Source organism: Pseudomonas arsenicoxydans (assembly GCF_006438915.1).
Lineage (GTDB): Bacteria > Pseudomonadota > Gammaproteobacteria > Pseudomonadales > Pseudomonadaceae > Aquipseudomonas > Aquipseudomonas arsenicoxydans_A.
Genome location: NZ_RCZE01000027.1, coordinates 1 through 23,118, shown reverse-complemented (window position 1 = coordinate 23,118; position 23,118 = coordinate 1). Strand labels below are relative to the sequence as shown.

The 23,118-nt window shown below is 58.1% G+C and carries 23 protein-coding genes; 1 reads left to right on the top strand and 22 read right to left on the bottom strand.

The genetic code is table 11. The annotated features are described in order from the left end of the window. Nucleotides 1-285: transposase (locus EAH78_RS31710; protein WP_161599720.1), on the top strand; the 285-nt coding region annotated here is incomplete at its 5' end. 641 nt (nt 286-926) lie between these two features. Here the strand turns inward: EAH78_RS31710 and EAH78_RS31705 are convergent. From EAH78_RS31705 to EAH78_RS31605, 22 genes are all read right to left on the bottom strand, one after another. Next, complete coding sequence (locus EAH78_RS31705; protein ID WP_240051961.1) at nt 927-1,796, bottom strand: glycerophosphodiester phosphodiesterase family protein; 870 nt, start codon at nt 1,794-1,796, stop codon at nt 927-929. A 194-nt stretch (nt 1,797-1,990) separates the two neighbouring features. Continuing rightward, on the bottom strand, nt 1,991-2,947 hold the full coding sequence (locus EAH78_RS31700; protein WP_205017987.1) for an aldehyde dehydrogenase family protein: 957 nt from the start codon (nt 2,945-2,947) through the stop codon (nt 1,991-1,993). A 50-nt stretch (nt 2,948-2,997) separates the two neighbouring features. Beyond that, nucleotides 2,998-4,404 (bottom strand): FAD-binding oxidoreductase, encoded by a 1,407-nt coding sequence (locus tag EAH78_RS31695; RefSeq protein ID WP_240051960.1) that lies wholly within the window; start codon nt 4,402-4,404, stop codon nt 2,998-3,000. A 5-nt stretch (nt 4,405-4,409) separates the two neighbouring features. Continuing rightward, a complete protein-coding gene (locus tag EAH78_RS31690; protein WP_140672251.1) occupies nt 4,410-4,952 on the bottom strand; it encodes a permease in 543 nt (180 codons plus the stop codon). A gap of 48 nt (nt 4,953-5,000) precedes the next feature. Next, the gene (locus EAH78_RS32530; RefSeq protein WP_205017986.1) at nt 5,001-5,165 is read right to left on the bottom strand and encodes a hypothetical protein; all 165 of its coding nucleotides are present in this window, start codon (nt 5,163-5,165) and stop codon (nt 5,001-5,003) included. A 9-nt stretch (nt 5,166-5,174) separates the two neighbouring features. After that, a complete protein-coding gene (locus EAH78_RS31685; protein ID WP_205017985.1) occupies nt 5,175-6,092 on the bottom strand; it encodes an ABC transporter permease in 918 nt (305 codons plus the stop codon). After that, nucleotides 6,085-6,450 carry a hypothetical protein gene (locus EAH78_RS31680; protein ID WP_140672249.1) on the bottom strand — a complete coding sequence of 122 codons (366 nt, stop codon included), beginning with the start codon at nt 6,448-6,450 and terminating at the stop codon, nt 6,085-6,087. Before EAH78_RS31680 ends, EAH78_RS31685 begins: the two co-directional genes overlap by 8 nt. 8 nt (nt 6,451-6,458) lie before the next feature. Then, nucleotides 6,459-7,088 carry an ATP-binding cassette domain-containing protein gene (locus EAH78_RS31675; RefSeq protein ID WP_140672247.1) on the bottom strand — a complete coding sequence of 210 codons (630 nt, stop codon included), beginning with the start codon at nt 7,086-7,088 and terminating at the stop codon, nt 6,459-6,461. 2 nt (nt 7,089-7,090) lie between these two features. Continuing rightward, nucleotides 7,091-8,140 carry a TauD/TfdA family dioxygenase gene (locus EAH78_RS31670; protein WP_140672245.1) on the bottom strand — a complete coding sequence of 350 codons (1,050 nt, stop codon included), beginning with the start codon at nt 8,138-8,140 and terminating at the stop codon, nt 7,091-7,093. Nucleotides 8,141-8,165: 25 nt separating this feature from the next. Continuing rightward, on the bottom strand, nt 8,166-8,828 hold the full coding sequence (locus tag EAH78_RS31665) for a class I SAM-dependent methyltransferase (protein WP_140672243.1): 663 nt from the start codon (nt 8,826-8,828) through the stop codon (nt 8,166-8,168). A 54-nt stretch (nt 8,829-8,882) separates the two neighbouring features. Continuing rightward, on the bottom strand, nt 8,883-11,879 hold the full coding sequence (locus EAH78_RS32525) for a citrate/2-methylcitrate synthase (protein ID WP_205017984.1): 2,997 nt from the start codon (nt 11,877-11,879) through the stop codon (nt 8,883-8,885). Between the two features lie 36 nt (nt 11,880-11,915). Next, complete coding sequence (locus EAH78_RS31655; protein WP_140672240.1) at nt 11,916-12,911, bottom strand: hypothetical protein; 996 nt, start codon at nt 12,909-12,911, stop codon at nt 11,916-11,918. A 4-nt stretch (nt 12,912-12,915) separates the two neighbouring features. Then, nucleotides 12,916-14,481: an acyl-CoA ligase (AMP-forming), exosortase A system-associated gene (locus EAH78_RS31650; protein WP_140672238.1), complete on the bottom strand. Its 1,566-nt coding sequence runs from the start codon at nt 14,479-14,481 to the stop codon at nt 12,916-12,918. Between the two features lie 9 nt (nt 14,482-14,490). Next, a complete protein-coding gene (locus EAH78_RS31645) occupies nt 14,491-15,654 on the bottom strand; it encodes a PLP-dependent decarboxylase (protein ID WP_240051959.1) in 1,164 nt (387 codons plus the stop codon). A gap of 7 nt (nt 15,655-15,661) precedes the next feature. Beyond that, nucleotides 15,662-16,639 carry a 3-oxoacyl-ACP synthase gene (locus EAH78_RS31640; protein ID WP_140672233.1) on the bottom strand — a complete coding sequence of 326 codons (978 nt, stop codon included), beginning with the start codon at nt 16,637-16,639 and terminating at the stop codon, nt 15,662-15,664. 13 nt (nt 16,640-16,652) lie between these two features. Continuing rightward, nucleotides 16,653-17,648: a ferritin-like domain-containing protein gene (locus EAH78_RS31635; protein WP_140672231.1), complete on the bottom strand. Its 996-nt coding sequence runs from the start codon at nt 17,646-17,648 to the stop codon at nt 16,653-16,655. Between the two features lie 44 nt (nt 17,649-17,692). After that, nucleotides 17,693-18,223, bottom strand: coding sequence for a hypothetical protein (locus tag EAH78_RS31630; RefSeq protein ID WP_140672228.1), 531 nt, complete (start codon nt 18,221-18,223; stop codon nt 17,693-17,695). After that, complete coding sequence (locus EAH78_RS32520; protein ID WP_205017983.1) at nt 18,220-19,098, bottom strand: hypothetical protein; 879 nt, start codon at nt 19,096-19,098, stop codon at nt 18,220-18,222. Before EAH78_RS32520 ends, EAH78_RS31630 begins: the two co-directional genes overlap by 4 nt. A 31-nt stretch (nt 19,099-19,129) precedes the next feature. Next, on the bottom strand, nt 19,130-19,381 hold the full coding sequence (locus EAH78_RS31620; protein WP_140672225.1) for an acyl carrier protein: 252 nt from the start codon (nt 19,379-19,381) through the stop codon (nt 19,130-19,132). 27 nt (nt 19,382-19,408) lie between these two features. Further along, entirely contained in the window at nt 19,409-20,338 is a 930-nt protein-coding gene (locus EAH78_RS31615; protein ID WP_140672223.1) for a hypothetical protein, read from the bottom strand. Between the two features lie 196 nt (nt 20,339-20,534). Continuing rightward, a complete protein-coding gene (locus EAH78_RS31610) occupies nt 20,535-22,295 on the bottom strand; it encodes an AMP-binding protein (protein WP_140672257.1) in 1,761 nt (586 codons plus the stop codon). Between the two features lie 388 nt (nt 22,296-22,683). After that, nucleotides 22,684-23,118 (bottom strand): IS5 family transposase (locus tag EAH78_RS31605; RefSeq protein ID WP_140672220.1); only part of this gene is annotated, 435 nt, incomplete at its 5' end.

The window sequence follows — 23,118 nt, the reverse complement described above, 5'->3', positions numbered from 1 at the left end:
ATCGAAGGTTTTACGCCCGAAGCGGTATTGGCAGACAAAGGTTACGACTCAGACGCCTTTGTGGAGTTGATACAGCGCAATGGGGCTGAAGCCGTCATTCCCTCAAGAGGGAATCGTCTGAAGCCTCGAAAGCTGGATCGACATATTTACAAGGCACGTAATCTGGTGGAGCGTTATTTCCAGAAACTGAAGCAGTACCGCCGTATCGCAACCAGATATGAGCGACTGGCAAGAAACTACCAGTCGATGCTGAGCCTTGCATCAGTCGTCATATGGCTGGCCTGATTGAGAACACCCCCTAGGGTGTGGTTTTTACGTTCGCGATTGAACAAGATCTTTAAACACCAGTCCGGGTCAATATTCGTTCGGAGAGAGATGTGACTGACGAGCGCTTCTATGAAGTTGCCAGTGATGAAATTGAGTCTGGACTTGTGCGTCCCGGATTACGTGCGAAGGCGTTCGCTGATGCCAATTGGGGACGAAGGTCGCTCCCAGGCTCTTTATCTGAAGTACCAGGCAGCTCCACAGGCGCAAGAAGACAAGAAGCAGCGGCGCGCTCAACGTGAGACAGAACGAGCCTTCAGTCGCAGAAGAAGTAGAGCAGACAAGGTGTAACTGTACCGGCTAGCGTTTGAAAACACGCGGGCTCGCTTTCAGCGACATTTCCAGCTCACATTAAATACAAATGAGCTTGCATTCGACGGCATCGGCTCGCATTTCATCGCGACGGGCTCACGCTATTTGCAAGTGACACCCCCCGCGTGTTGCTGAACAGTGTTTTGAACTCGTAAGCTTTGGCTCATACGTACTTTCCCAAGGCACGCTGGTAGCATTCAGCCCACAAAATGGCAGTTAGACAAACGTAGTTGCGGAAGGAGATACTTCGCCCGGCCTGTCTTTTTTGTATCAATACCAAGCAGAGCTAATTAGTCACCGCGATGTGAATGTGAATCACATTGCAGCGGGCGTTCGAGCCGTTGCTTCACATCCCGCATCGTGCGCGGCGAGTCAACTAGTACCGCATCGATCTTTAGGCAAGCCGCGGCCCGGTAGTCATCGTCGCTGTTAACCCCAATCGCCAAAATGCTCGACGTGCCCTTGGATTGAAAGCAGTCGATGGCCTGGGGTGTCCACAGTTTGGCATTCACCGGTGAGCGCGCTTCACCCAGGGTGAAGGTTTCCACCAGTTCAACCTTGCGCTGATATTCGAACGCCACCCAGCTACCGGCTTGCGGCGCCGGATTACAGCTGTGTGCCAGGGCGACGTTTGCCAAACGGTCACGAGTACCGTCCCTGGATTCGAACAGCCGTGCCTGAGGATACTGAGTGAAAGCCTGCTGGTAGCTGGCATCGGTGGAGTAGATCAGCACCCGTTTCCAGGCGTGGTTTTGTTCCAGTACCCGTGCGACAGCGTTGGCCTGAGGGGCGGCCGGCAAGGCTTTCATGTCGAGAATGATGGGGGTTGTGGCTGGAATCACCGCCAGCGCCTGTTGCAATGAGGGTAGCGATACTACCCGGGTGCGATAGGGATAGGTCACTTGGCCGTCCGCTGCTGTTTGCGTGAACTGCCATCCGGCGTTGAGTTGTTGCAGCTGGGCCCATGTTTGCCCGGCCACGGCTCCGGAACCTTGGGTATTGGCACTCAGGTCGGTCGGCCGATACAACACGGGTACGTCGTCACTGCTCAGTTGTACGGTGAGCCAGAGCATGTCGACGTTATTGCGCAACGCATTGTCGATAGCTAGCAGGGTGTTCTCCGGAAAATCCGCCGCCCCGCCTCGGTGGGCCACGATCATTGGCAGGTGCTCGCCCATAGTATCGGAAACAGGTAGGAGGGAGCAGCCGCTCATGAGGAGGCCAGCGATTAGCAGCGCAAGGTAATGTCGAATGGTCATCATTAAGTTCGCTCTGGTGTGAGCTATTGCTTCATTCACGTGATATGTCCATATGAAGTATAAATAAAGTCGCGCAGCCCGCAGGGTGTGGAGTCTTACAACTGGTGCCAGAAGGATAACCCTCTTAGAGCAATCACCAAGCCCGGATTAGTACACAATTGCCCAGCACTCATCGTCAGAGCATCAACGAATGCACGGCCGATTTCGCTGGAGCGAATCGACAGTGCATGTGGCAACAGGAACATGGGATTTATGCAGCTCATTTCGGCGTATGCCGGAATCGGTTCGGGCCGCTGCGCCGCTGTTCTTGTCAGCGCCAGGCCGCCTTGCCGCGCCCCCGTAAAGGCAACTGCCTTGATCGCAGGATGGCTGACCAGGGCCTGGCCGAACAGATTGCCGTCGCCTATCAGCAGGGAAAAAACGCCCTCCGGCAACTGGTGGGCAGCTACCGCCCGCTGGATCACCCTGCCTACCAGTTCAGACGTACCCAGATGAGCCTCATGGGCCTTGACCACTATCGGGCAGCCGGCGGCGAAGGCTGCAGCGCTGTCACCGCCGGCTACTGAAAAAGCCAGGTGACAATTGCTGGCGCCAAATACAGCAACCGGGCCGAGCGCGATCTTGCGCAACCTCAGGTCGGCGCGCGAAGGGATACGCGCCGGCAAGGCAGAGTCGAGGGTGGCGCCCAGATAGTGACCGTCGCGCACGACCTTCGCAAATAGCCGCAACTGGCTCACGGTGCGGCTCCGCTCGATGATCAGGCGCGCTGCCGGCAATCCCGACTCCCGGGCTGCGCGCTCGATCAGCGTCGCCCCCAACGCGAGGATGCCGGTGGCGATCGCCTCCAGAAATTGAGCACGTTGCTCCGCCGTGGTTTCGCGGTAGCTGTCGCAGGCCTGCTGGGCAAGCAGGCAGGCTTGCTCTATTTCAGCGATACCGCCGGCGCCGAAGTCGGGACCTATCTTTTCATGGGTGGCAGGATTGATTGCCGACAGCAATCCTTTGTGGCCCCGCACGGCCGACTGGCCGATGAGCATGTCGCCGGTAATCATCGGATTTCCTCTATCTTGCTGTGCCATCGTCAGACCTGCATTTTTTCGTTCTATGTATAGCGGTAGCGGCCCAAAACGGCCTGCGTATCCATCAACTGCTGCACGGCCCTGCTGATTTCCTGCACCTTGGGCGTCGTGTACTTGCTGTAATAGACTGCATTCACCGGCCCGACGCCATGCTCTGCACTGAAGCAGCCGCCGTTTTCGGACACCAGCCGATAGATGCCGCTACGCACAGCGACTACCCGGGCGATGCCGTATTGGGCGATATGGGCGTGGGGCACCAGCACAATCAAATGACAGCCGCCGTCGGCAAAATGGCCGAAATCGTAAAGTTGCAGCAGCGGATGTTCGTGCTGCAGCCACTGTGCAGCCTGCTCGCGGAAAGCCACCAAGCGCGAGCGCGAAAACGCCACGTCGAACGAGAGTGGAATGCCTTCACTGGCGATGGCCAGCGGCAGATTGTCGCGCAGCGGCCAAAAGCTGCTGGAATGTCCCAGGACGGCGTCGACAATCCGCGCGCGTTCATACAGCTGCTCCAACACCTGTTCGGTTCGCTCTGCAAATAGCGCGTGCAAGCCAGGCATGCTGCTGGCAATCTCGATCAACGCATAACAGCGTGCCGATGATTGCCCGAACGGGTGGTGCAGCGTGGGGAAATTGCGCAGGGTAATGGCCAGCGCCGCCTCGGAGATCACTTCGAAAGCGCAGAGCAGATCGCCAAAATGCTGTTCGAAGGCCTGCAACACCTCAAGCGCTGTTCCGTGGTCAGGCAAGGCCACAAACATGCTTTGCGTCGACTGGTCGATGCGCTTGAGCTCAAGCGTCGCCGCGGTAATGATGCCGAACGCGCCGCCGGTGCCGACAAACATTTGCTTGAGGTCCAGCCCGGTATTGTTCTTGCGCAACGGCGCGAGCAGCTGTACCACCGTGCCGTCGCCATCGGCTAGCACCACTTCGATGCCGAGCAGGTTATGCCGCACGTCGCCATGCTTGAGCAAGCGGCTGCCGCCGGCATTGGCGCCAATCAATCCGCCTATCGCCGGATCGCTGCCGATATCGATAGGAAAGTACAGAGAATGGGTTTCCAGCGTGCGATTCAGTTCTGACAAGAGCGCGCCCGATTCGACGATGATGGTGCGGTTTAGCGGATCAATCTCGCGCACACGGCGCATGCGCGAAAGGGAAACGATCACCTGCTTGCCGGAGTTGTCAGGTACGGCGCCGCCCACCATCCCGCTGCGGTTGCCTTGGGCGACCAGGCGTATGCGATGGCGCACAGCTGATCGCATCAGCGCGCTGACCGCCTGGGTATCTCGCGGAATCACGACCGCCGCAGCGCGGCCGCGGCATTGCATCACGTCGGTTTCATAGGGCGCACAGGCATCCCCGGTTAGCAGCGACGCCAGCCCCAGCTGTTCGGCCACTTCGGCCAGAAACGCTTGGATATTTTCCATGTCGCTCATTGCGCCACAGCCACGCGTTTCTGCAACTGACTGCGTACCAGCACCAGTGCGATGATCGGCAACACGCCGCCCAGCAACGTGTTATGGCGCAAAACCAGCGACACCGCGACTGCGACTGCAACGGCAATCAGCAGCATCACGGAGAGCCGTCGGACCAACGCCTGATCGTTGCTGGCTTCGCCGACGAAACCGAGTGGAGAAAACCAGGTGGCCCCCACGCCAATCACCAATACGCACGCCAACGCGGGCGCAGCGCCGAGTTCCTGACCCAAGACTTGCAACGCAGCGGCAGATACCGCAGCCAACAGCGCGCCGATCAGCAAATACAGGTCGACGCCCAACGCGATCCAATGGCCGGGCCGGCTTTTGAACAGCCAGAACATGTGCCCAATGCTGAGAATGCCGCTGACCACATACGCAGTATCCCAGCGCACGCCTGCGTTACCCGGTCCGAAACGCCCCCACATCAGGAATACGATCGCCGGAATGAATGCACTGGCATTCGACAAATAGGCACGCGTTAACTTGCTGACTGACATGCTTGTTTCCTTGAAGTAGTGACGCAATGAAATTAGTGAGTCCCCGGCTTAACGCTTGTGCCAGCGGAACATTAAAGTGGCGGCGGTAAGAAACAACGCGGTCCAGCCTGCCATGGTCAGCAAAGGCAGCCACAGCGAAGGCAGGGACGCACCGTCCAGCATCACCTGACGCAGTACCGAGACAAACTGGTTGATCGGAACCACCGAGAGCATGTTCTTGATCTAGGCCGGTGCATCGTTCAACGGGATGGTCAGGTTGCCGAAGAACAGGGCCGGGTAATGGATCAGGTGGCACAGCAATTCGGTTTCCTTCACCGAGGAGGTACGACTGGCCAGCAGGATGCCGACGCACAGCAACATGGCGCCGCCCAGCAGGATGACCGGCACCGCACTCAAGGTCTGCATACTCCACAGCGAGATGTCGATGCCGAACCCATAACGCGCCACAGGCAGCAAGGTCCCCACGGAAACCAGCATCATCACCACCCGCGACAACAGCACGGACGCCAGAAAAACCAGCTTTGGCACTGGAAAGCAGGCGTAGATCTTGAGTGCATTGTGTTCACGCAGGCTGGCGATCGACAGGGCGGTGGACATGATGCCGAGTGACATCAACACGATGACCAGAATGCCGGTGGTAAAAAACTGGCCGTAGTCGAAGGGCTTGGCGCCGGACGCCGCATTTTCGAAATGCACCAGGTCTGTCGACACAATGCCGCGCTTGGCCGCCGAACACCTGACCGCGGCGATCTCGATCACGCGCGCTGCGGCGCGTACCGCCAGCTGGCCGTTGAAATCATATTGCACCTGCAACGGACCGTTGCCTGCCGCGAATACGATGCGCACCGTGTTTGCCGCGACGGTGGCAGGGCTGCTTACCGTTGAAAACTCGGCCTTTACCGGATCTGCGCCAGCAAATGCCTGCTGGATCGCTGCCTTGCAACTGGTGTCCGCGCTTTCCTGAACGCCGGCATCCAGAAACTCGACCTTCACCGTACCCAGTGACCCACGCTGACCGAAAGCCATCAGCATCACGGTCAGTAACAGGATGGGAAAGCCCATCGCCCAGAACAGCGACGACTTGCTGCGCAGGAAACCCAGCTGCTCGTTGCGCGTCAATATCGCGAAGATGCTAAACATCCTGTTCTCCTCTGGCGCAGATGTGCAACATGTCGCGGTAATCGGTGGGGCCGAACTCAAAGTGCTGGAACGCGACATTAGCGATCAGGGTGCGTATGGACTGGTCCAGTTGCTGCGTGCCATAGACGCTGATTTCAGTGTCCGATGGCATCGCCAGCCGCAGCGTGGCGCTATTACTTTCCAACTGGCGACGGATGACGTTCAGACGCTGAATATCATCCAGCCGTAGAGAGGCATGAAAGGCGCCGACCAGATGGTTCTTCAGTGCTTCTTTATCGCCGCAATACTCAATGCCGCCGTTGCACACCCACACCACATCGCTTGCGGTATCCAGATCTTCCACCGAGTGACAAATCATGATAATGGTCAGGTCAGCCAGTCATGGCGCAGCAGGTGCGCGACGCGGTCGATATACGCACGGTCAAGACCGGTAAATGGTTCGTCAAGCACCGCAATCTCCGGATGGTGTGCCAGCGCCACGAACAGATCGAGCCGCTGCTTCTGGCCGCGTGACAGTGCCCGATAGGGCAGTTTGCGCAGCGCATCGATATCCAGTGCCTGCGCCACCTGCGGATCTTGCTTGCCGTACAGGGCCTGATGTAAATCGAGGATCTCCCGGACATTTGACGAGTCTTCATATTCGACCCGCTGCAATTGCACCCCCAGCCGCTTGCGGTGCTGGGTGCTTTGCAGAAAATGCGCCACCGGAATCCCGAGAATCTGCGCCTCTTCCAGGTGCACCTGACGGAGCCCCAGCAACGTTTCGATCAGGGTGGTCTTGCCGGCGCCGTTCGGGCCGATGATGGCGGTATGCCGACCGCGTTGGAGATGCAGATCGCGGACCTCAAAGCGGAAACTGCCGACGGCGACCCGGATCAGTTTGGCCGACGCCGCACAGGGTCCGTCGTTGGGTGTGCGTGCCAGCAACTTCTCAGGCTGTACGGCGCTTTCGGTCGACGCGTGTGTTTCGTCAGTCAGCAGGATTTGGCTATTCATGTTCAATCGAACAACCCGACTTGAACATCGCGCTCGCCTTTGAACGGATTGCGGCCATGGGCGACGGCGATGTTGTCGATCAACAGCATGTCACCGCGATGCCAGGGAAAGGCGACTTCCTCCGCATCCAGCGCATCGTACACCGGCACGATTTCCTGCTCCAGGATCGGCGTACCGTCGGCCCGTCGTACATCGTAAGGGCGGGCCGGTTTGTCCCGATAGGCGCGCTGGATGTAGGCGTAACCAGGCTCACCTAGGGAGCGGGCATTGTTATGTTGGGTCGACAGTTGATTGAACCAGATCGATTCGCCCGTCAACGGATGTTTCAACATCGCGTCACCGGTATGCGACACCGTCACGCTGCCATCTTCGAGCCAGCAGTAATCAAGTTGTGTATCGCGGCAGAGCTGCTCCACGCGCTGCGGATCATCGGTGAGGAACGCTTCATCCCAGGGGCGGTGGTATTCGCGCATATTGGCATTGCGCGGTTCGTTCTCGGGCGTGCTGGGTGCACGGAAATTACGTAAGTACAGGATGCGTGCAGCGCGAAAGTGTTCGATCAATTGCGGTGGCAGGCGGCGGGTGACTGCCCGCATGTCGCACAGTATGGTCTCGCCGCCTTCAGTGGAGGGCTGCCTGCAAAAGAATGCCAGCTTCTGCGGGAAGTGCGCCATGTAGGCCTTTTCCTGGTGCAGGCCGATTTTCAGGGTCTTCGGGATGCGTGTCGATTCGTAGACTTTGCCCGTGATGTTCTTGCGCGGCGTGGCGCCGCCGATATAACCGAACGCATGCTCGGGATAACAGTGCGCAATAGCCTGGAAATCCAGACTGTCGCGCAATGCAAAATCACGGAACAGCAGGCAGCCGAATTCCAGCAGCATGCGATCAAAGAGCGCCTGGTTGTCGCGATACCACTTCGCAAAAGCCTCGCAGTTATCGCTTAGCGTGCTGTCGATTGACGTAATCACCAGCGGCAGGCGTTTGGGCGACAGGAAGCCACAGTGCACCCGCGAGCTGCCCAGCAGTTTCTGAAAGTGCTTTACCAGATCCATAGCGTTTTCTCCGGCGAGGTGCGTCTCAAGCCAGTAAGGGCTTTTTGATGAGGATTTCGAAACCCAGTGCGCCCATGCCGGAGCGGGGGCTGCTCACGACCGTGCAATGGTCCAGGCCCGCCTCGACGACCAGGGCGCGCGCCTCCTCCAAAGTGACCTTTTCTTCAACATGGGTCGGTGGATAACCCACCGAAGCGCGCATTTGCGTGAATTTTTCCAGCAAGTCGGGGGCGACATCGCGGCGCATGTCGTGCACCAGGCCGACCCCGCCCGGCTGCAGTACGCGATACAGCTCGGTCAGTCTTTTCACCTTGTCCGGCAAATGATGCAAGGTGGCGCGGCTGACAGCCATTGTCAGACTGTTATCGGCAAATGGCAGGTCCATGGCGTCGCCCACCTTGAGTTCGATGACATCGCTCAGGCCCAACGCCTCGATGCGGGGTTGACCACCGTCGAGCATGGTTTCGTCCAGATCGAGGCCAATGAAACGCCAGTCCTTCAATACCGGCTCGGCCGCCAGGCGCACCGGCACCACGACGGTGGCGGTGCCGATATCCACCAGCACGCCGGGCGGCAGGTCGCGGGCAATCTGGCGGATGCGGGTGACGAACAACACATCCCAGGGTTCGAAGGCTTGCGTGGCAAAGTGATCGTATTCGTCGGCAGGTCGTAGGTTTTTCAATAACATTTTCAAGCTTCCGTATTAAGCACGTGGTTTCGCATCGGAGTGTCAACGGCTGTCCTACAACCAGCCAGCTGGAACGGTCGCCAACAACTTGCGCGCGGCTTTGCTGCTGACTCCGAAAGCGGGACGATCGCGACGCTCGATGGCATGGGCGACCATCGCAGCCACCCGGCCGCACAGCCCGAGGCCGACACTCCAGCGCGCTTGCGTGACGCCCAGATCGAGCAGGGCTGCGGCGGTGATGAAATCGATATTTGGACGCAGGCCTTTACGCGCCAGGACGTGGGCACAGACGACGTCGTAGATCTCCATGTGGCGCATGCCGACCCCCCATTTGGCAAACAGGGCACGGATATGCGGCGGCCGTGGGTCCTGCACAAACAGCGGGTGGCCGAAACCGAACAAGAGGTTGCCCGGCTGATCCAGCGCGTGGTCCACCGCTCGCCGTATGTCCGCATGGCTGTCCTGCGCACTGATGGTCTTGAGCCAGGTCATCGCTTCTTCGGCTGCGCCGACATGTTTGGGCCCGCTTGCCATAAAACCAGCCGCCACCGCCTGGGCAAGGGTGACGCCGGTGCCGATTGCCGTACGAGGTACCAGCACCGTCGGCGTGATGTAGCCGAACCCGGCGTGCCAGGCCACCAGCAGTGCGTCAACCACACGCACTGACAGTGAGTCGCTGTGGATCGCGCCCATTGCCGTCAACACAGACTCGGCGTGTTGGGCGGACGCTGCGGCTGGGGCTGCGTAACCGAGTGCCGCTTGCAGGAAGTGCGGCGCAGCCGCAACGCTGACCAGGCCCTGGATAAAATCCGCATGTGTGGGCAAACCGCGCGCGTTCGCTTCGGTGAGGGCGAGATTTTCCAGCGCGGCCATGTCACCGAGAAAGCCGCAGGCCGCTGCCTGCACCATGCCGGCGCCGCCGTCGGCAACCGCTTCGATGCCGCGCCGATACTCGGGCATCTGCGACAGGTGGCCGGCAATCTGCACCAGCACGGCGTCAACCGCCTGGCTCTCGGTAGTGGACGGCATGTTGCCAAACCACGCCAGCCATAACGCAGTGGCGAAATCGACGATGCCGATCAGCTCATTGAGATTGCGACCCCTGACCCACAGGCCTTCATTCGGCTCAAGCGTGGCGCCATCGATATTGGTGCCGCGATACAGGGTGCGCGGTCCGCCAAACAATGTTGAGGGTTGTATCTGAGCGTCTGCCTGCACCAGTTCATCCAGCGTAATGCTGCAGTGTGCGGCGAGCATGTTTTCTATGGTGTGTGCGTGTTGCGTTACCGTCGGCAGGATATTGGCGAAGAAATAGTGCGCGATCTTGACCTTGCCACGGTAAAAAGCGGCTTCTTCGCCAGCCAGTGGCTGCTGCAGCTGACGCTCTGCCAGGCAGGCTGATTCAAGCAGGACCCAGGCGCTGGCGGTGAGGCCGATCATTTCCAGGAAACGGGTAAAAAACTGACTGGTTTCGTGGGTGCGACCTGCGCGCACGTACTCACCGATCTGCGAGAGAGCCCGCTCGACGGCGGCCATGGCATTTTCCAGCAGCGGGAATTGCTCCTGCAGTTCTGCACTGACCTTTGTTTTGTTGCGCAAGAAGGTATCCAGCTCTTCGCGAAAATATTTGATCAGGCGTGAGTTTCTGCCAAACCCCAGCTTGTCGCGTACCAGGTCCTGGGATTGGATGTAGTTGGTGCCTTCCCAGATCGATAGGATTTTTACGTCGCGCGCATTTTGCTCAACCGGGTAAGCATCGGTGTAGCCGACACCGCCATGCACTTGTATCGCCAGCTCGCAGATTTTCCACGCCTGGTCTGAGACGAAAGCCTTGCATACCGGAGTGAACAGCAGCACCAGCTTGCGGTATTTCTCGACCCGGGCTTCGTCCAGTACCGACTCGGCTTCCAGGACAAACGCCTGGGTTGATGCGCCGGTCAACTTGCCGAGCAGCCCGCGGCAGCCCTCGACCCGAGCCTTCATTTCCAGGAGCATGCGCTGCACGTCGCCGTGCTCGATGATGGCCACCTGTGGTGCGCTGGCATCGGAAGTACGAGTGATCGCTCGCCCCTGGAGACGTTTGCCGGCGAATTCGACTGAATGCAGATAGGCACTGGACGCCAGGCCCAGGCCGATAATCGCTGTGCTCATACGCGCCTGATTCATCAAGGGCACCAGTTGCAGCAATCCGGCATTCTTGCGATCACCCAGCAGTACGGCGCGGGTGGTGCCGTTGCGGCCAAACACCAGCTGGGTATTGGCGCAGCCTTTCAAGCCCATTTTGCGCAGCAACGAAGTGCACTCGACATGGTTGTCTTCCAGCGCTCCGGTTTCTGGATTGGGCCAGAAACGTGGCACCAGCAGGCAGGAGAGGGAATAGGAGGTCGAGGTCGTGGTGTTGATGCGGCCCAACACGAAGTACACGGTGTTTTCCGTCAGGGTATGCATGCCGGCCGAGATATAAACCTTTTCGCCGCTCACGGAGTATTCGCCGTTTTCAAGTGGCGATGCGAGGGTGGTGACAGCTGTCAGGTCGCTGCCGGCCTGCTTCTCGGTGGCGCAGAAACACGCGTCCCAGTCGTGGCGCTGAAGCTTGCGCAGATAAGTGGCCTTTTGTGCTGCGCTACCGTGCAGCTTGAGCAGCTTGATGGCCGGCAAATTGAAGCCGCCGTAGGTCATGAACGCCGGATTGGCCCCCATGAACATCTCCTGGATGGTTTGCCGGATCAGCGGCGGCATGGACGGTTGCTGCGATTCGCTGTCGTTGCCCAGAACTTGAATCCACTCATCCTTGTAGCGTTGCCAGAGTCCGTGAAACTCCTTGGGGATTTCGACGTTGCCGTTTTCCAGCAAGCAGCATTCCTGGCGGTCGGAGGCTTGATAGGCCTTGCCCAATTCATAAGCGAACGTTCTGGCGCGCTCCAGCAAGGCATCGTAGTACGCGCGATTCCTGTCGTTGAACGGCGCCCGCGCGAGAAACTGCTGGTCGGTTTTATGCAGCTCCCACAGGAAAAAACGAAGCTCACGCAAGTTGACTTTATAAGCAGACATAGGTTGTCCTGACTAATAGGGGGTTTGCATTCTGGTTCAGGCGGCAGCCGTTATCTCGGCCACAATGGCGCCAGCGGTGCCACACAAAGCCACATCCCACAGCAAGGAAGTGGCCGTTGTACCGGGAGGCAGGGTGGCACGCAGGCGCAGCAGCGACAGCAAGGGGGCGGCGCTCGACTGATGGCAACGGGCACCCAACTCGAAATGTCGCTCCTGCGCAATGCCTAGTTCGCGACTGACGCCGAGGGTGAAGCCATCGCTGAACCCCGCGGGCAACACCCAATCGATATCGCTGGCATTCAGGCCGGAACGCTCGAGCGCTGTTTGCGCTGCGCTCACCGCCATCGGATGGAGCCGTTCCGCCAGGGCGGCGGGTTCGAGTGCCCACGGATTGTCGATGGCCGCGCCATAGTGCATCGCGCAGGCGCGTATCGACCCCCAGCCAGACGTAGTCTGATCATCGCTATCAAGCAAGACGGCGGCGGCGCCGTCACCGTAAACAACCAGATCACCCCAGGCGCGAAAGAACGGGTAAAGCCATTTATCAGACGCCACTAACAGCACCGTGCCGCCGAGGCTGACCACCGCTTCGATCATGGTCAGTGCGTTGAACACGCCGGCCGTTCCCGATTGGCCGATGGCGAATGGCAGCGCGTCGGGTAAACCCAGTGCATGCTGGATACGGCCTGCGACCGATTCATTAATGCGTTGGTTGAGGGCGGTATTGGTCACCACAATGTGGGTCACCGTTGCCAGGATTTCTGCCGGGATTTGTTCACGCAATAACGCGACCGCCTCCAGCGCCAGGTCGGCACCGCTTTGCAAGGGCGGCGCGACCGGCAGTGCGACGCTCGCCGTGGGCAGCAGCCGAAGCGCTTCTTCGGCGTCGAGCCTGCCCCTGCCGCGCGGCATGGAAAACACAGCCGTCTTGTACAGCAGATGGCCATAGCCGATGTTTTTTTCCTGGGCTTGTACCGCCCGGAACGGGGTAGCGTCGGGAACGTGGGATGCGATACCGCAGATTCGAAGCATGAGGTTATTCCGTGACGGTAAGTGGAGTTGAGAAAAACTCGGAAAACTGCTGCTTCAACTGCTTTCGGTCGATCTTGCCGTTCGGATTGCGCGGCAAGGGCGAGTCATGGAAGGACACGTGCAGCGGCACCATGTAGGTCGGAAGTTTTTCCCTGCACAGCTTGATCAGTGCTTCAGCGCTGGCCTGTTTCTGCGGTTGGCTAAATACGCTGATGATGATGGCTTCGCCCTGTTGCGGATGCGGCACGCCAAACGCAGCGGCTTCAGTGACTTCGTCCGCGGCAAACAGGATTTCTTCGACTTCGGTGGGGCTGACGCGATAGCCGGAGGTCTTGATCATGTCGTCGCTGCGCGCCACGAAATACAGATAATCGTCCCTGTCGCGGTAGACGATATCGCCCGACCAGACCTCCGTTTCGTCGCGCGAAATCTGTTGGCCTGGACGTGCCCAAGGACGATAGCGTTGCGCGGTCAGTTCCGGGTCATTCCAGTACCCGAGCGTGACGAACGCGCCGCGGTGCACCAATTCGCCGTGCTCGCCAACGGCACATTCGCTGCCGTCCTGGCGCATCACGCGGATATCGGCGTTAGGCACCGCCTTGCCGATGGATTCGGGGCGCGTGACGACAGCGTCCGGTGGCAGGTAGGTCGAGCGGAAAGCCTCGGTCAAGCCATACATCAGGTAGGGCAGCGCGTCAGGAAATGCACTTCTGAGTTTTTCCAGCAAAGGCGTCGGCATGTGCCCGCCGGTATTGGTAAAGCACCGAATGCGTTCGCCGGTAGGCACCGGCCACTGCACTGACGCCAGTTGCATCCACAGTGGCGGCACGCCGGTAATCGCGGTGACGCCATGGGCTTCGCAGAACGTCGGGACTTCAGCCGCTTGCAGGAAATCCAGCGGGGCGTAGCAAGCGCCGCTTGCCAGCGCGGTGGTCAGCTGACTGAGCCCGGCATCGAAGCTCAGCGGCAATATGCCTAGGATGACGTCATCGGCCCGCAAGCGCAGATAGTGAGCGACGCTGTAGGCGCCAGAAACCAGGTTGCGTTGCGACAGCACCACGCCTTTGGGTTGTCCCGTTGAGCCGGAGGTGTACAGGATTGCGGCAGGATCGCTGTCTGTGACTGCGTTCACAAGCGCCGTGTTGGCCGGCGTGTTCAGGTCAGCGAACTGCATTTTTTCCAGTTGCCAGGTAGCGAGGTGGATGTCCTTCAGCGCGGCCTCGATACGTCTGAGGCGTGGGCCCGTACTGAGGAGCAAGCGGGTGCCACTGTCCAACAGGATATGGCGTACCTGTTGCTCCTTGAGCTGGGGATTGATGGGCACCAGGATCGCCCCATGGGCATTGATCGCCAGGAGCATGACCACGGTTTCGTATTGCTTGCCGGCATACACCGCGACGCGTTCACCCGCCTGCACACCGCTGTCCGCAAGCCTCTCGGCCGTCAGGCGCACGTCCTGCAGCAGCTGGGAATAAGTCGCCATCTTTGCGCCTTGGGCAAACGCACGGCGGTCGCCATGGTGTTGGGCGCTGTCTTGCAAAAGGTCGTACAAACTGATGTGGGCGGTCATGGTGACGTCCTAGGACTGGTGGATATAGGTGTGCGCCGGACTGAGCGAGAGAAAACCGCTGACGCTGTACGTCTGGTTGTAGGCGCCGCAGTTGTCGAAGATCACCAGGTCGCCCACGCTCGGTGGGGCCGACAAGCCATGGCTCCAGCCGATCACGTCGGCGCGACTGCAGGTGCTGCCCACGAACTGGATCGGCAATTGCGAGGCGTCAACCGGCGCCGGTTGACGCCGCAGCAAGCGCGGCTCAGCGTATTTCTTCAACATGGATTCAGTTTTAGCCAACAGGAAGTTGTGGCTCAGGCCGCCGTCGCAGACGGCAACGTAGCGCTCACCCAATGGCTTTACTGAGCGCACGCGGGTGACGAAGGTGCCTGCGCCCGCAAAGATTCCGCGCCCGGACTCGTGGACGACCTTGAATGATTTTTGCAACGGTGCGATACGCTGGCGATAAGCGTCAAACGTGTCGGGCTGGCTATGGTAGTGGTCGGCGAAACCGCCACCGACGTTAAGAAACTCAACCGGCTTACCGGTGAGGCGAGCTATTTGCGGCGCAAAGGCAGCGAGCGCATGGGCAAGGTCGGCGGCACCCTTGTCATCAATGTGAAAACTGTTGGAGCCCGCAAACGTATGCAGGCCGATGACCGGCACGTTAGCCCGCGACAATACACCGGCCGTCAGCAGGGCGTCGTGTTGACTCATGCCGAAATGGTCCGTCGGGTGTTTGCCCGAGGCGACCAGCAGGCCCGCATTCAAGCGTAATACCGTATGCGGCGCGGGGTGTTTGCCGATCACCTGAATGAGTCGCTGTGCCTGCTCCAGGCTGTCGATAATGAATGTGCAGCGCGAGGCCAGGGCTGCACGCATGAACGCTTCATCCATTGACGGATTGTTCACGTATTTTGGCGCGTTGATGCGACCTGCCACAATATCGAGTTCGCCCAGGCTGGCCAGCTCAACACCGTCGGTGAATGCGTGGCCGCAACGGATCAACAGATCCAGATTTGGATTGGCCTTGAGCGACACAATCAAAGGTGTACCCAAACGCGCGCGCAAATCAGCGAAACGCGCCAGTGCCACAGTAGGGTCCAGTACATAGCAGGGCGTTTTCAGATCCAGCAGCCATCGGTCGGTCGCTGATTCGTCGCACCGAACAGGCGGGGAGGCGTCGGTCATTGTCATTTCAATTCACCGGATGAAGTGTCAATGCCGAAAAAGAACCGTTGTCCGATTCCGTTATGTTCATCAGGTGCGCCCCGCCATCGACCTTGCTCAAGCCGATATCTGCGAGGTTGATCGCCAGGTCCGAGCCGAAGGAATGTCCTTTGTGCAGGATGTTGTCGGAATACAGCGTCGTGGATGGAATCGCCATCGCATTACAGAAGGTGTTCCAGCCCGAGTGGTCGGAGTTGTGGGGCAAAATGCAGGAAAAATCGCAGAGCGTCATGCCACAGTCTGCCACCGCTGCCTGCATGACTTTACGGGTGTAGTGCCACTCCAGATTGAACATTTCCTTTTTCCCCCTGTTGTTGGTCACGGAGCCCAGATACCAGCTGCCATAGTTGCGCACGACCGTTGCACCGACCCGGTTACGCCGGCTGTTACGTGTGACCAGCAGGCACGCCGCTCCATCACTCAATATGCTCGCCTGCAGCACGCGGTAACGTTCGATAAACACCCGGTCGGACGTGACGATCAGCACTGAGTGCAATTGGGTATGCACATTCATCAAGGCCTTGGCCATCTGAATGGCGACGCTGATCGACGAGCAATTGAGCTGTGCGATGGAACCGGCCCAGATCGGCTTTATGCCGAAGGCTGTAGCCACTTCCATCGGCAGACTGCGTGGCGCCGGCGGTACGCTGAACAGCCCGGTATGCACATGGATCAACGCGCCGATGTCACTGCCCTTGAAGCCTTGCTCATCTTGCAGGCGAGCGACGGCGCGCTTTGCCAGCTCGACCTCGTCGATGTCAGGGGCCACATGGAAATAACGGCAACCCGCTTTGCGGATCATCTCAATGCGTTCGGCTGGCAACCTGTGTTGCAGACCCCAGTCATGGATATCCTGGCGTTCGCCGGGTAATTCGTAAGCGGCGGCGTCAATACCGATCGAGTAGGGGAGGGGGCGGGTTTTTGCAGCTGTCGTTGGGGGGGGCATGGCTGTATTCCTGTCAGACCGGCAGTGGCATGGCGGCGTAGTCCAGCACTTTGAGCTTCTCAAAGGCATCGCTCACACGGGGCGTCAGCAAACCCATTTCGCGGATGGATGGCACCAGCCGCCGGAAGATGGAACGGCGCATGGAGTTTGCGACTTCCGAGTTTCTGACCAAGTGGCTGCACTCTTTTTTGGATAAGCCCATCGGTTCCCAGATATCGTCGGCGCACAGGTGTTCATACAAGGTGTAAGCGCCTTGAATCACAAACTCTTCGCGCTCCTTGCGTTCAGTTGCGGTCATTTCCTTGTACACCCGACCCAGCGTGATGCGGCCAATGGCAAAGTGGCGCGCTTCATCGCGCTGGATGCGGGTCATCAGGTCTTTGATAAAGGGGTCCTTGGTGTAGGCGACCATGCTTTGAAACAGTGACAACGCAATGCCCTCGACGAGCACTTGCATACCGAGGTTAGTCATGTCGAGTTTGTTGCTGGTAATGGTGTCTTCCAGCAGGCCTTTGAGCGCCTTACTCATGGGGTAGCTGATCGGCAGCTTGTTGTTTACCAGGCGGCCGAATGCTTCGATATGCCGGGCTTCATCGATGATTTGTCCGGCGGCGCAGAGGCGGGCCGAAAGGCTTTCTTCTGCCACAGCCAGTTTCGCCGCGCAAATCAGCGCTGCCTGTTCACCGTGCAGTACCTGCGACAGGGTCCAGCCTTGTGAATGATGGCGAATTTCGGCACGGTTTTTTTCATCCATTTTGTTCCAGATATCGGTGCCGTAGATCAGCAGCGTGCCGTCCGGCATGCCCAGTGGATTGTCTGGATTGAGCTCGTAACTCCAGTCGATGTCGGTATTGACATCCCACTGGCCGGCCTTGGTTTTCTGATACAGCGCATTCAAGTTGTCATCGCTGAAATCGTAGGTCTGCGACATGTAAGCCTCGACCGAGAAACTCCACTTGATCGGCTGGCTATCATCCAATATCTGTATTTGTGCGTGCTCTGTTTGCATGGTCTCCCCTGTACTTCCGTGCATTTCGATTGAGATGTTGTGAACTACTCATGAACAGGTGATGGGTGCACCTGCGCCGCGAAGTAGTCCAGGTCGGGTAAGAACCAGTCGGTGATGGCTGGCGTTTCTGCCGTATTCCAGGCGGCGATTTGCAGGAGGTTATCGCCACCGTCCCACAGGTCGCGCCGAATACGTTCGGCGCTGATCCAGGCCACAGGCGTCTGTATCTGGTGTGCCCAAAACAAGGCTTCATTCCATAAATGGGCGCCCATCGTCACGCGTGGATCTAGTAGGTTTGCTGACAACGCAAGGTCGATAGAGGGCATTCGTACTTGCGCCAGGAGAAGTGTTTGTTCACCGCAGCTATCCCATATGTGCCGGGCCAGCGTAGACAGCAGGGCGTAGTACTGCTGGTTGTTGACCAGCACAGGTATGGGATTGTCGTGGGCATACACACTTCTGCGTGCATAGTCTTGGGTTTCGAGCAGCGGCAGGTTGCGAGCCGAACAAGGGATAGCCAGGTTATGGTCTGGATTGCGCTGTAGCAGCAGGGAACAGGTTTGCGTGCGCTTCATGTTTCACCTTCTAATGCATAGTGCAGGTCGGGCGCGAGCGTTATCTGAGCAATCGAAAAATAGCCGTTCATCGCCAGCGAAGAGACAACGCAGTCGCTACCGGTTTGTGTGTAACCCGCGCCGAGCTGGCCCAGCAGCGAAAGCCAAGGGTCGCAGCCGAAGGAATGACCGAATCGCGGGTAATGGTCGGCATGCACGGAAGAAGTGTCGAAGCACTTGAACAGGGCGCGGCGCGACATCTCTGGAAAGAAAGGTACCGCGATGCCTAAACCACGTCGGCTTTCGGTGAAGCTGCGCAGGTTTCGCCCCAATTGCAGCAGCGCATTAGCCTGGCTTGAAGTGCCGATGACCAGCATGTTTGTGGCATCTGGAATCACGTCAATGATTAACGTGCATATGCCAAAACCGGATTTACCCCAGCGATTGTTGCCTAACCAGTAAGTAAAGTTGTGGATGTCAGCATCGACAATCTGCAGTAACAACCTGCGACGACCGTTGAACTGCGCCTTCCTCTGCATATACCGCAGGATGAAACCCCATCCAGTGCATTCATAGACGTTGGTAACCCAGTCGGGAAGGCGACCGTAACGGGTGGCTATCGCATCCTGGAAATAGCGCGCATGTGGCGAACCGTCAGCCAAAAACTGTGACAGCACGGTGGAACTCACCACGTAATCGTCGATAGGGCCTGCGTCGCTTGCGTAAAGGCAGGCCTCATCGCCTACCCGTTGCCCCAACGCCAACGCTGCATCCACCAAGGTCACCTGGCGCGACACAAAAGGTGTTTCTGTGCGCCGGTAAGCTACCGTATGAACCCTGAAAGCCGGTACGGCGCAAAGCGAGGGCGGTGATGCAAGGGGCTGCGAGATCGACATGGTGAGCCTCTGGTGTGAGGGTGGCTGGGGATCAAGCGTCTTGTTGCTGGTGCAACTGCGTGTCGATTTGCTCCAAGGTGGTGTACTGCGTGATATTGAGTTGCTCAGGGTCAATGGATCCGTAGAGCTGTTCGCAGTACACGATCAGTTCAACCACGTTGAGCGAATCGATGCCGAGTTCGCCCAGGCCGACATGGGTATCGACGGTTTCGATGTTGAGGATCTTGGCGGCTTCCTTCTTCAGGAGTTCCAGAGTGTTGAGGGTTTCAGTCGTAGTGGTCACAGGTACTTCTCCTTGAGTGAGAGGGGGTTAGAGTGATTCGGACACAGGCTTGGCCACGCGCATGCTTGCGCGCAATTCGTGATAACAGCGGTAAGAGCTGCCTTCCATTTTGGTGAGCGCGAGCAGGTCACGCTGGTCGAGAAAACTCGCCACGGCCGAACAGCTGACCAGATGCAGAAGCAGTTCATTGGAGGCGAATTTGAGTGCCAGCACTCGCTGCGCGTCTTCGCTCTCATAGCGCTCGGATTGCGTCTTGGCGCGGGCGGCGGCGGCGATGAAGTCGCGTGACGCGCGTTCTTCCTGGGTCAGTTCGATGCGCCCCTGACTCGCCAGCCAGTCAACATGGGCCATCAGTGCGCGCACCAGGAAAGGCCGTACGGTCGTCAAGTATTTGTTGAGCACCGCAGGGCCGCCAACTTTCAGGCGATCATCCTGGGAAACCTGAACCGTGCCCTTGACGTTCGCCAACTGCACGACATCGCCAAGGAAGGGCGAGCCGCAGAGGGTGCGCTTGAGTGTCTTGTACTGCTCGGGCCACACCAGGAACGCCGACGGAAAAAACGAGCCAGGCGTGCGGGCGGCCACGATGGCCATGCCGTCAAGGTGGGCATACATGCCCCATACCTTGTCGATATGCAGCTTGAAGCCATCGCCTTCCGGATGGGCGATAGTGCGCCAGCTATTGAGCGTAGGACCGCCCGCATCACTCATCAGGAAACGCAGGGCGCTGCCGCCATCAATGCTGGCGCGTGCCCGGTCATATTGATCCGGCGTCAGGAACAGCGAAAACAAATGGGCGAAGTTCTGCATGAATGACCGGTAGTGCAACGCGAAACCATCCTGCTGGATGCGGTCCAGAATATGTTCCAATTCATGGGTCGGCTGCGTCAGGGCCACCGAGGGCCGGTTCAATTGTTCGGCGTGCTCATTGTTCTGCATCGTCTGCGATATCAACATGTCTGAATCCATCAGTCGCACCGTGGCGCGCGAAATAATATGGATCAACTGCTGAGGAAGTTCGCCATATGTCGATAAACGGTGCAGAACCGGTTGTGCACAAAGTTGCAACAATGAATGGTGTGGCGGACTCGTATCACTGCCTTGCGTCAATATTTGCATAGTGAGTGATCCAGTATTTTAAAGTTGCAAGGCGTCAGACTTGCGCTGTCACTAGTTCGGTTTTACTTTCGGTAATAAGCTGTGCTGTATCAGTTTTATCTTTGTCATCTAGCGCTGTTTGGAGATAGGTTTTCCGGCACTCCAGGCGTTTAAGTTTGCCACTGGTGGTACGGGGCAAACTTCCGGATGGCACGAAGGTGATGGCATGGGCACCAAATCCGAATTTGTCGCGCAACTTGACTTGAAGTTGGGTACGCAGATCGGTCTGAGCCTGTTTCGTTTCGAGCTCGATCAGAATCACCAGGTTTTCGGTGCCCTGGGTTTCGTCGTAGACGCCGAAGGCGGCTATTGCGTTGCCACCGCTGGCCAGTAAAGGGTGTGATGCAGCGACGTCTTCGATTTTGTGCGGAGAAAAATTACTGCCACGGATGATGATGAGTTCTTTCTTGCGGCCGAGGACAAACAAGTGTTCATCCACCTGATAGCCGATATCACCGGTGGCAAACCAGTCGCCGCTCTGGTAATGCTCGGTCTGGCCTTCGGCGGGCAGATAGCCGGACATGATCGAAGAGCCGCGTATGAAAATTTCGCCAACTTCGCGGTCCTTGGCGTCGGAACCGTCCGGGGCCCTCACAGCGACCTGCATACCGGCAATCGGACGGCCCATCGACAGCACGGTTTCCACCCTCTGGCTGTCATCATCGGCGCGGCGTGCCTGCCAATGGTCGATCAGTGAGCCCGAGTCGATACGGTCAGGAATAACGTAGCAGAGCGCCTGGGCGTCATAATCAAAGGTCGTGTCATGCATGGTCACCGCCAGCGTCGACTCCGCCATGCCGTAACAGGGTTGCAGTGCAGAGCGTGAAAGACCGTGTGGCGCGAACGTCTGCGCAAAATCTCTCAGGCAGACTTCATCCACCCTTTCAGCGCCGACAAAGATATTGCGCAACTTGCTGAGGTCGACATCTTTCATCGACGCTTCGCGGTAACGGCGGATGCAATATTGCAGGGCGAACGTCGGTGCCGCAGTGGTGGTTGCGCCAAAGCTGGACATGCGCTTGAGCCAGCCAAGCGGATTGCGAATAAAACTGGCCGGTTGCATCAATAGCAGGGGCGCCTTGCAATACATGTTCGACAGTAACGTCACCAGGCCCATGTCGTGATGCAGCGGCAGCCAGGAAGCAGAGGCATCGCCACGCTCGGCACTGTAGCCAACGACACCGCCGATTCCGCACACATTGGCGATGACATTGCGATGACTCAGGATGGCGGCCTTGGGCCGGCCGGTCGAGCCCGAGGTCAGTTGCACATGATGGCCGCTGTCCGCGTCGCATCGTTCCACGCGGATCGGAAAACCTGCGCTGGCAGCGACGCTCACCTCTGCGGTCGAGATCACACGTACTGGCATGTGAGTAAGCAAACTCTGCAGTCCTGGTGTATTGCTTGCGGAGGCGATCAGCAGGCGCGGCGCAAACAACTGACATGCAACATAAATCTGGTTGCGCGGCGAGTCTGCCATCAGTCTTCCGGGCAGCGCTACTGTGCAGGGCAGGGCGCCAATCAAAACGCATCCTGTCAGTAGCAGCAATTGATCGATGGATGCCGGCAGAGCCAGAATAACCAGATCGTTACGTGCAACCCCCAGTTCGAGCAGCGCCGAAGAAACCGCCAGCGCTTGCTGCGCCAACGCCCCATAGGAAATACTTTTTTCTTCGCCGCTCTCTTCTATAACAGTAATCTTTCGCATTGCGCTTTGCTGTGGATTATCCAGAGCAGACAAAATAGCATCGATCATAGTTTCCAATTTCCGATCTCCAGCAAGTCAAGTAACTAGTCTGTAAAATTTTGGAAATAGGAGTCACTGTTGCAATCATCCAGATGACTCATCTGAGTTTTCTCACATTAAAACTACGTGGTTAAAATTAACATACGAGTGCTACGGTTAATATAAGGTAAATACCTGAGATATTGAAGTTTATGGGTTTGCTCATGTTTATCAGTTGGTTTCGGGGGGTATTTATTCGTCCATGGTTTATCCTCAGGGAAGATCTGAAGTAAGCACCGATTTCATGCCCTCGCTACTTGAGGTTAAAAAACATGAGTCGGTCGAAAAACAGGGGTAACCCCCCCCCTGAAATCAGTGCTCGTCAGAAGTAGAAATTTCTCCTAGGGGGTGTTCTCAATCAGGCCAGCCATATGACGACTGATGCAAGGCTCAGCATCGACTGGTAGTTTCTTGCCAGTCGCTCATATCTGGTTGCGATACGGCGGTACTGCTTCAGTTTCTGGAAATAACGCTCCACCAGATTACGTGCCTTGGAAATATGTCGATCCAGCTTTCGAGGCTTCAGACGATTCCCTCTTGAGGGAATGACGGCTTCAGCCCCATTGCGCTGTATCAACTCCACAAAGGCGTCTGAGTCGTAACCTTTGTCTGCCAATACCGCTTCGGGCGTAAAACCTTCGATCAGCGCTTCGGCTTGGCCGTATTCAGAGCTTTGTCCGGGCGTCAGCAGCAGGCGTACCGGGTTCCCCAGTGCATCGACGGCCGCATGAATCTTGGTGCTCAGTCCGCCTCTGGACTTGCCCATGGCTTCGGCGTCCTGACATGTTTTTTT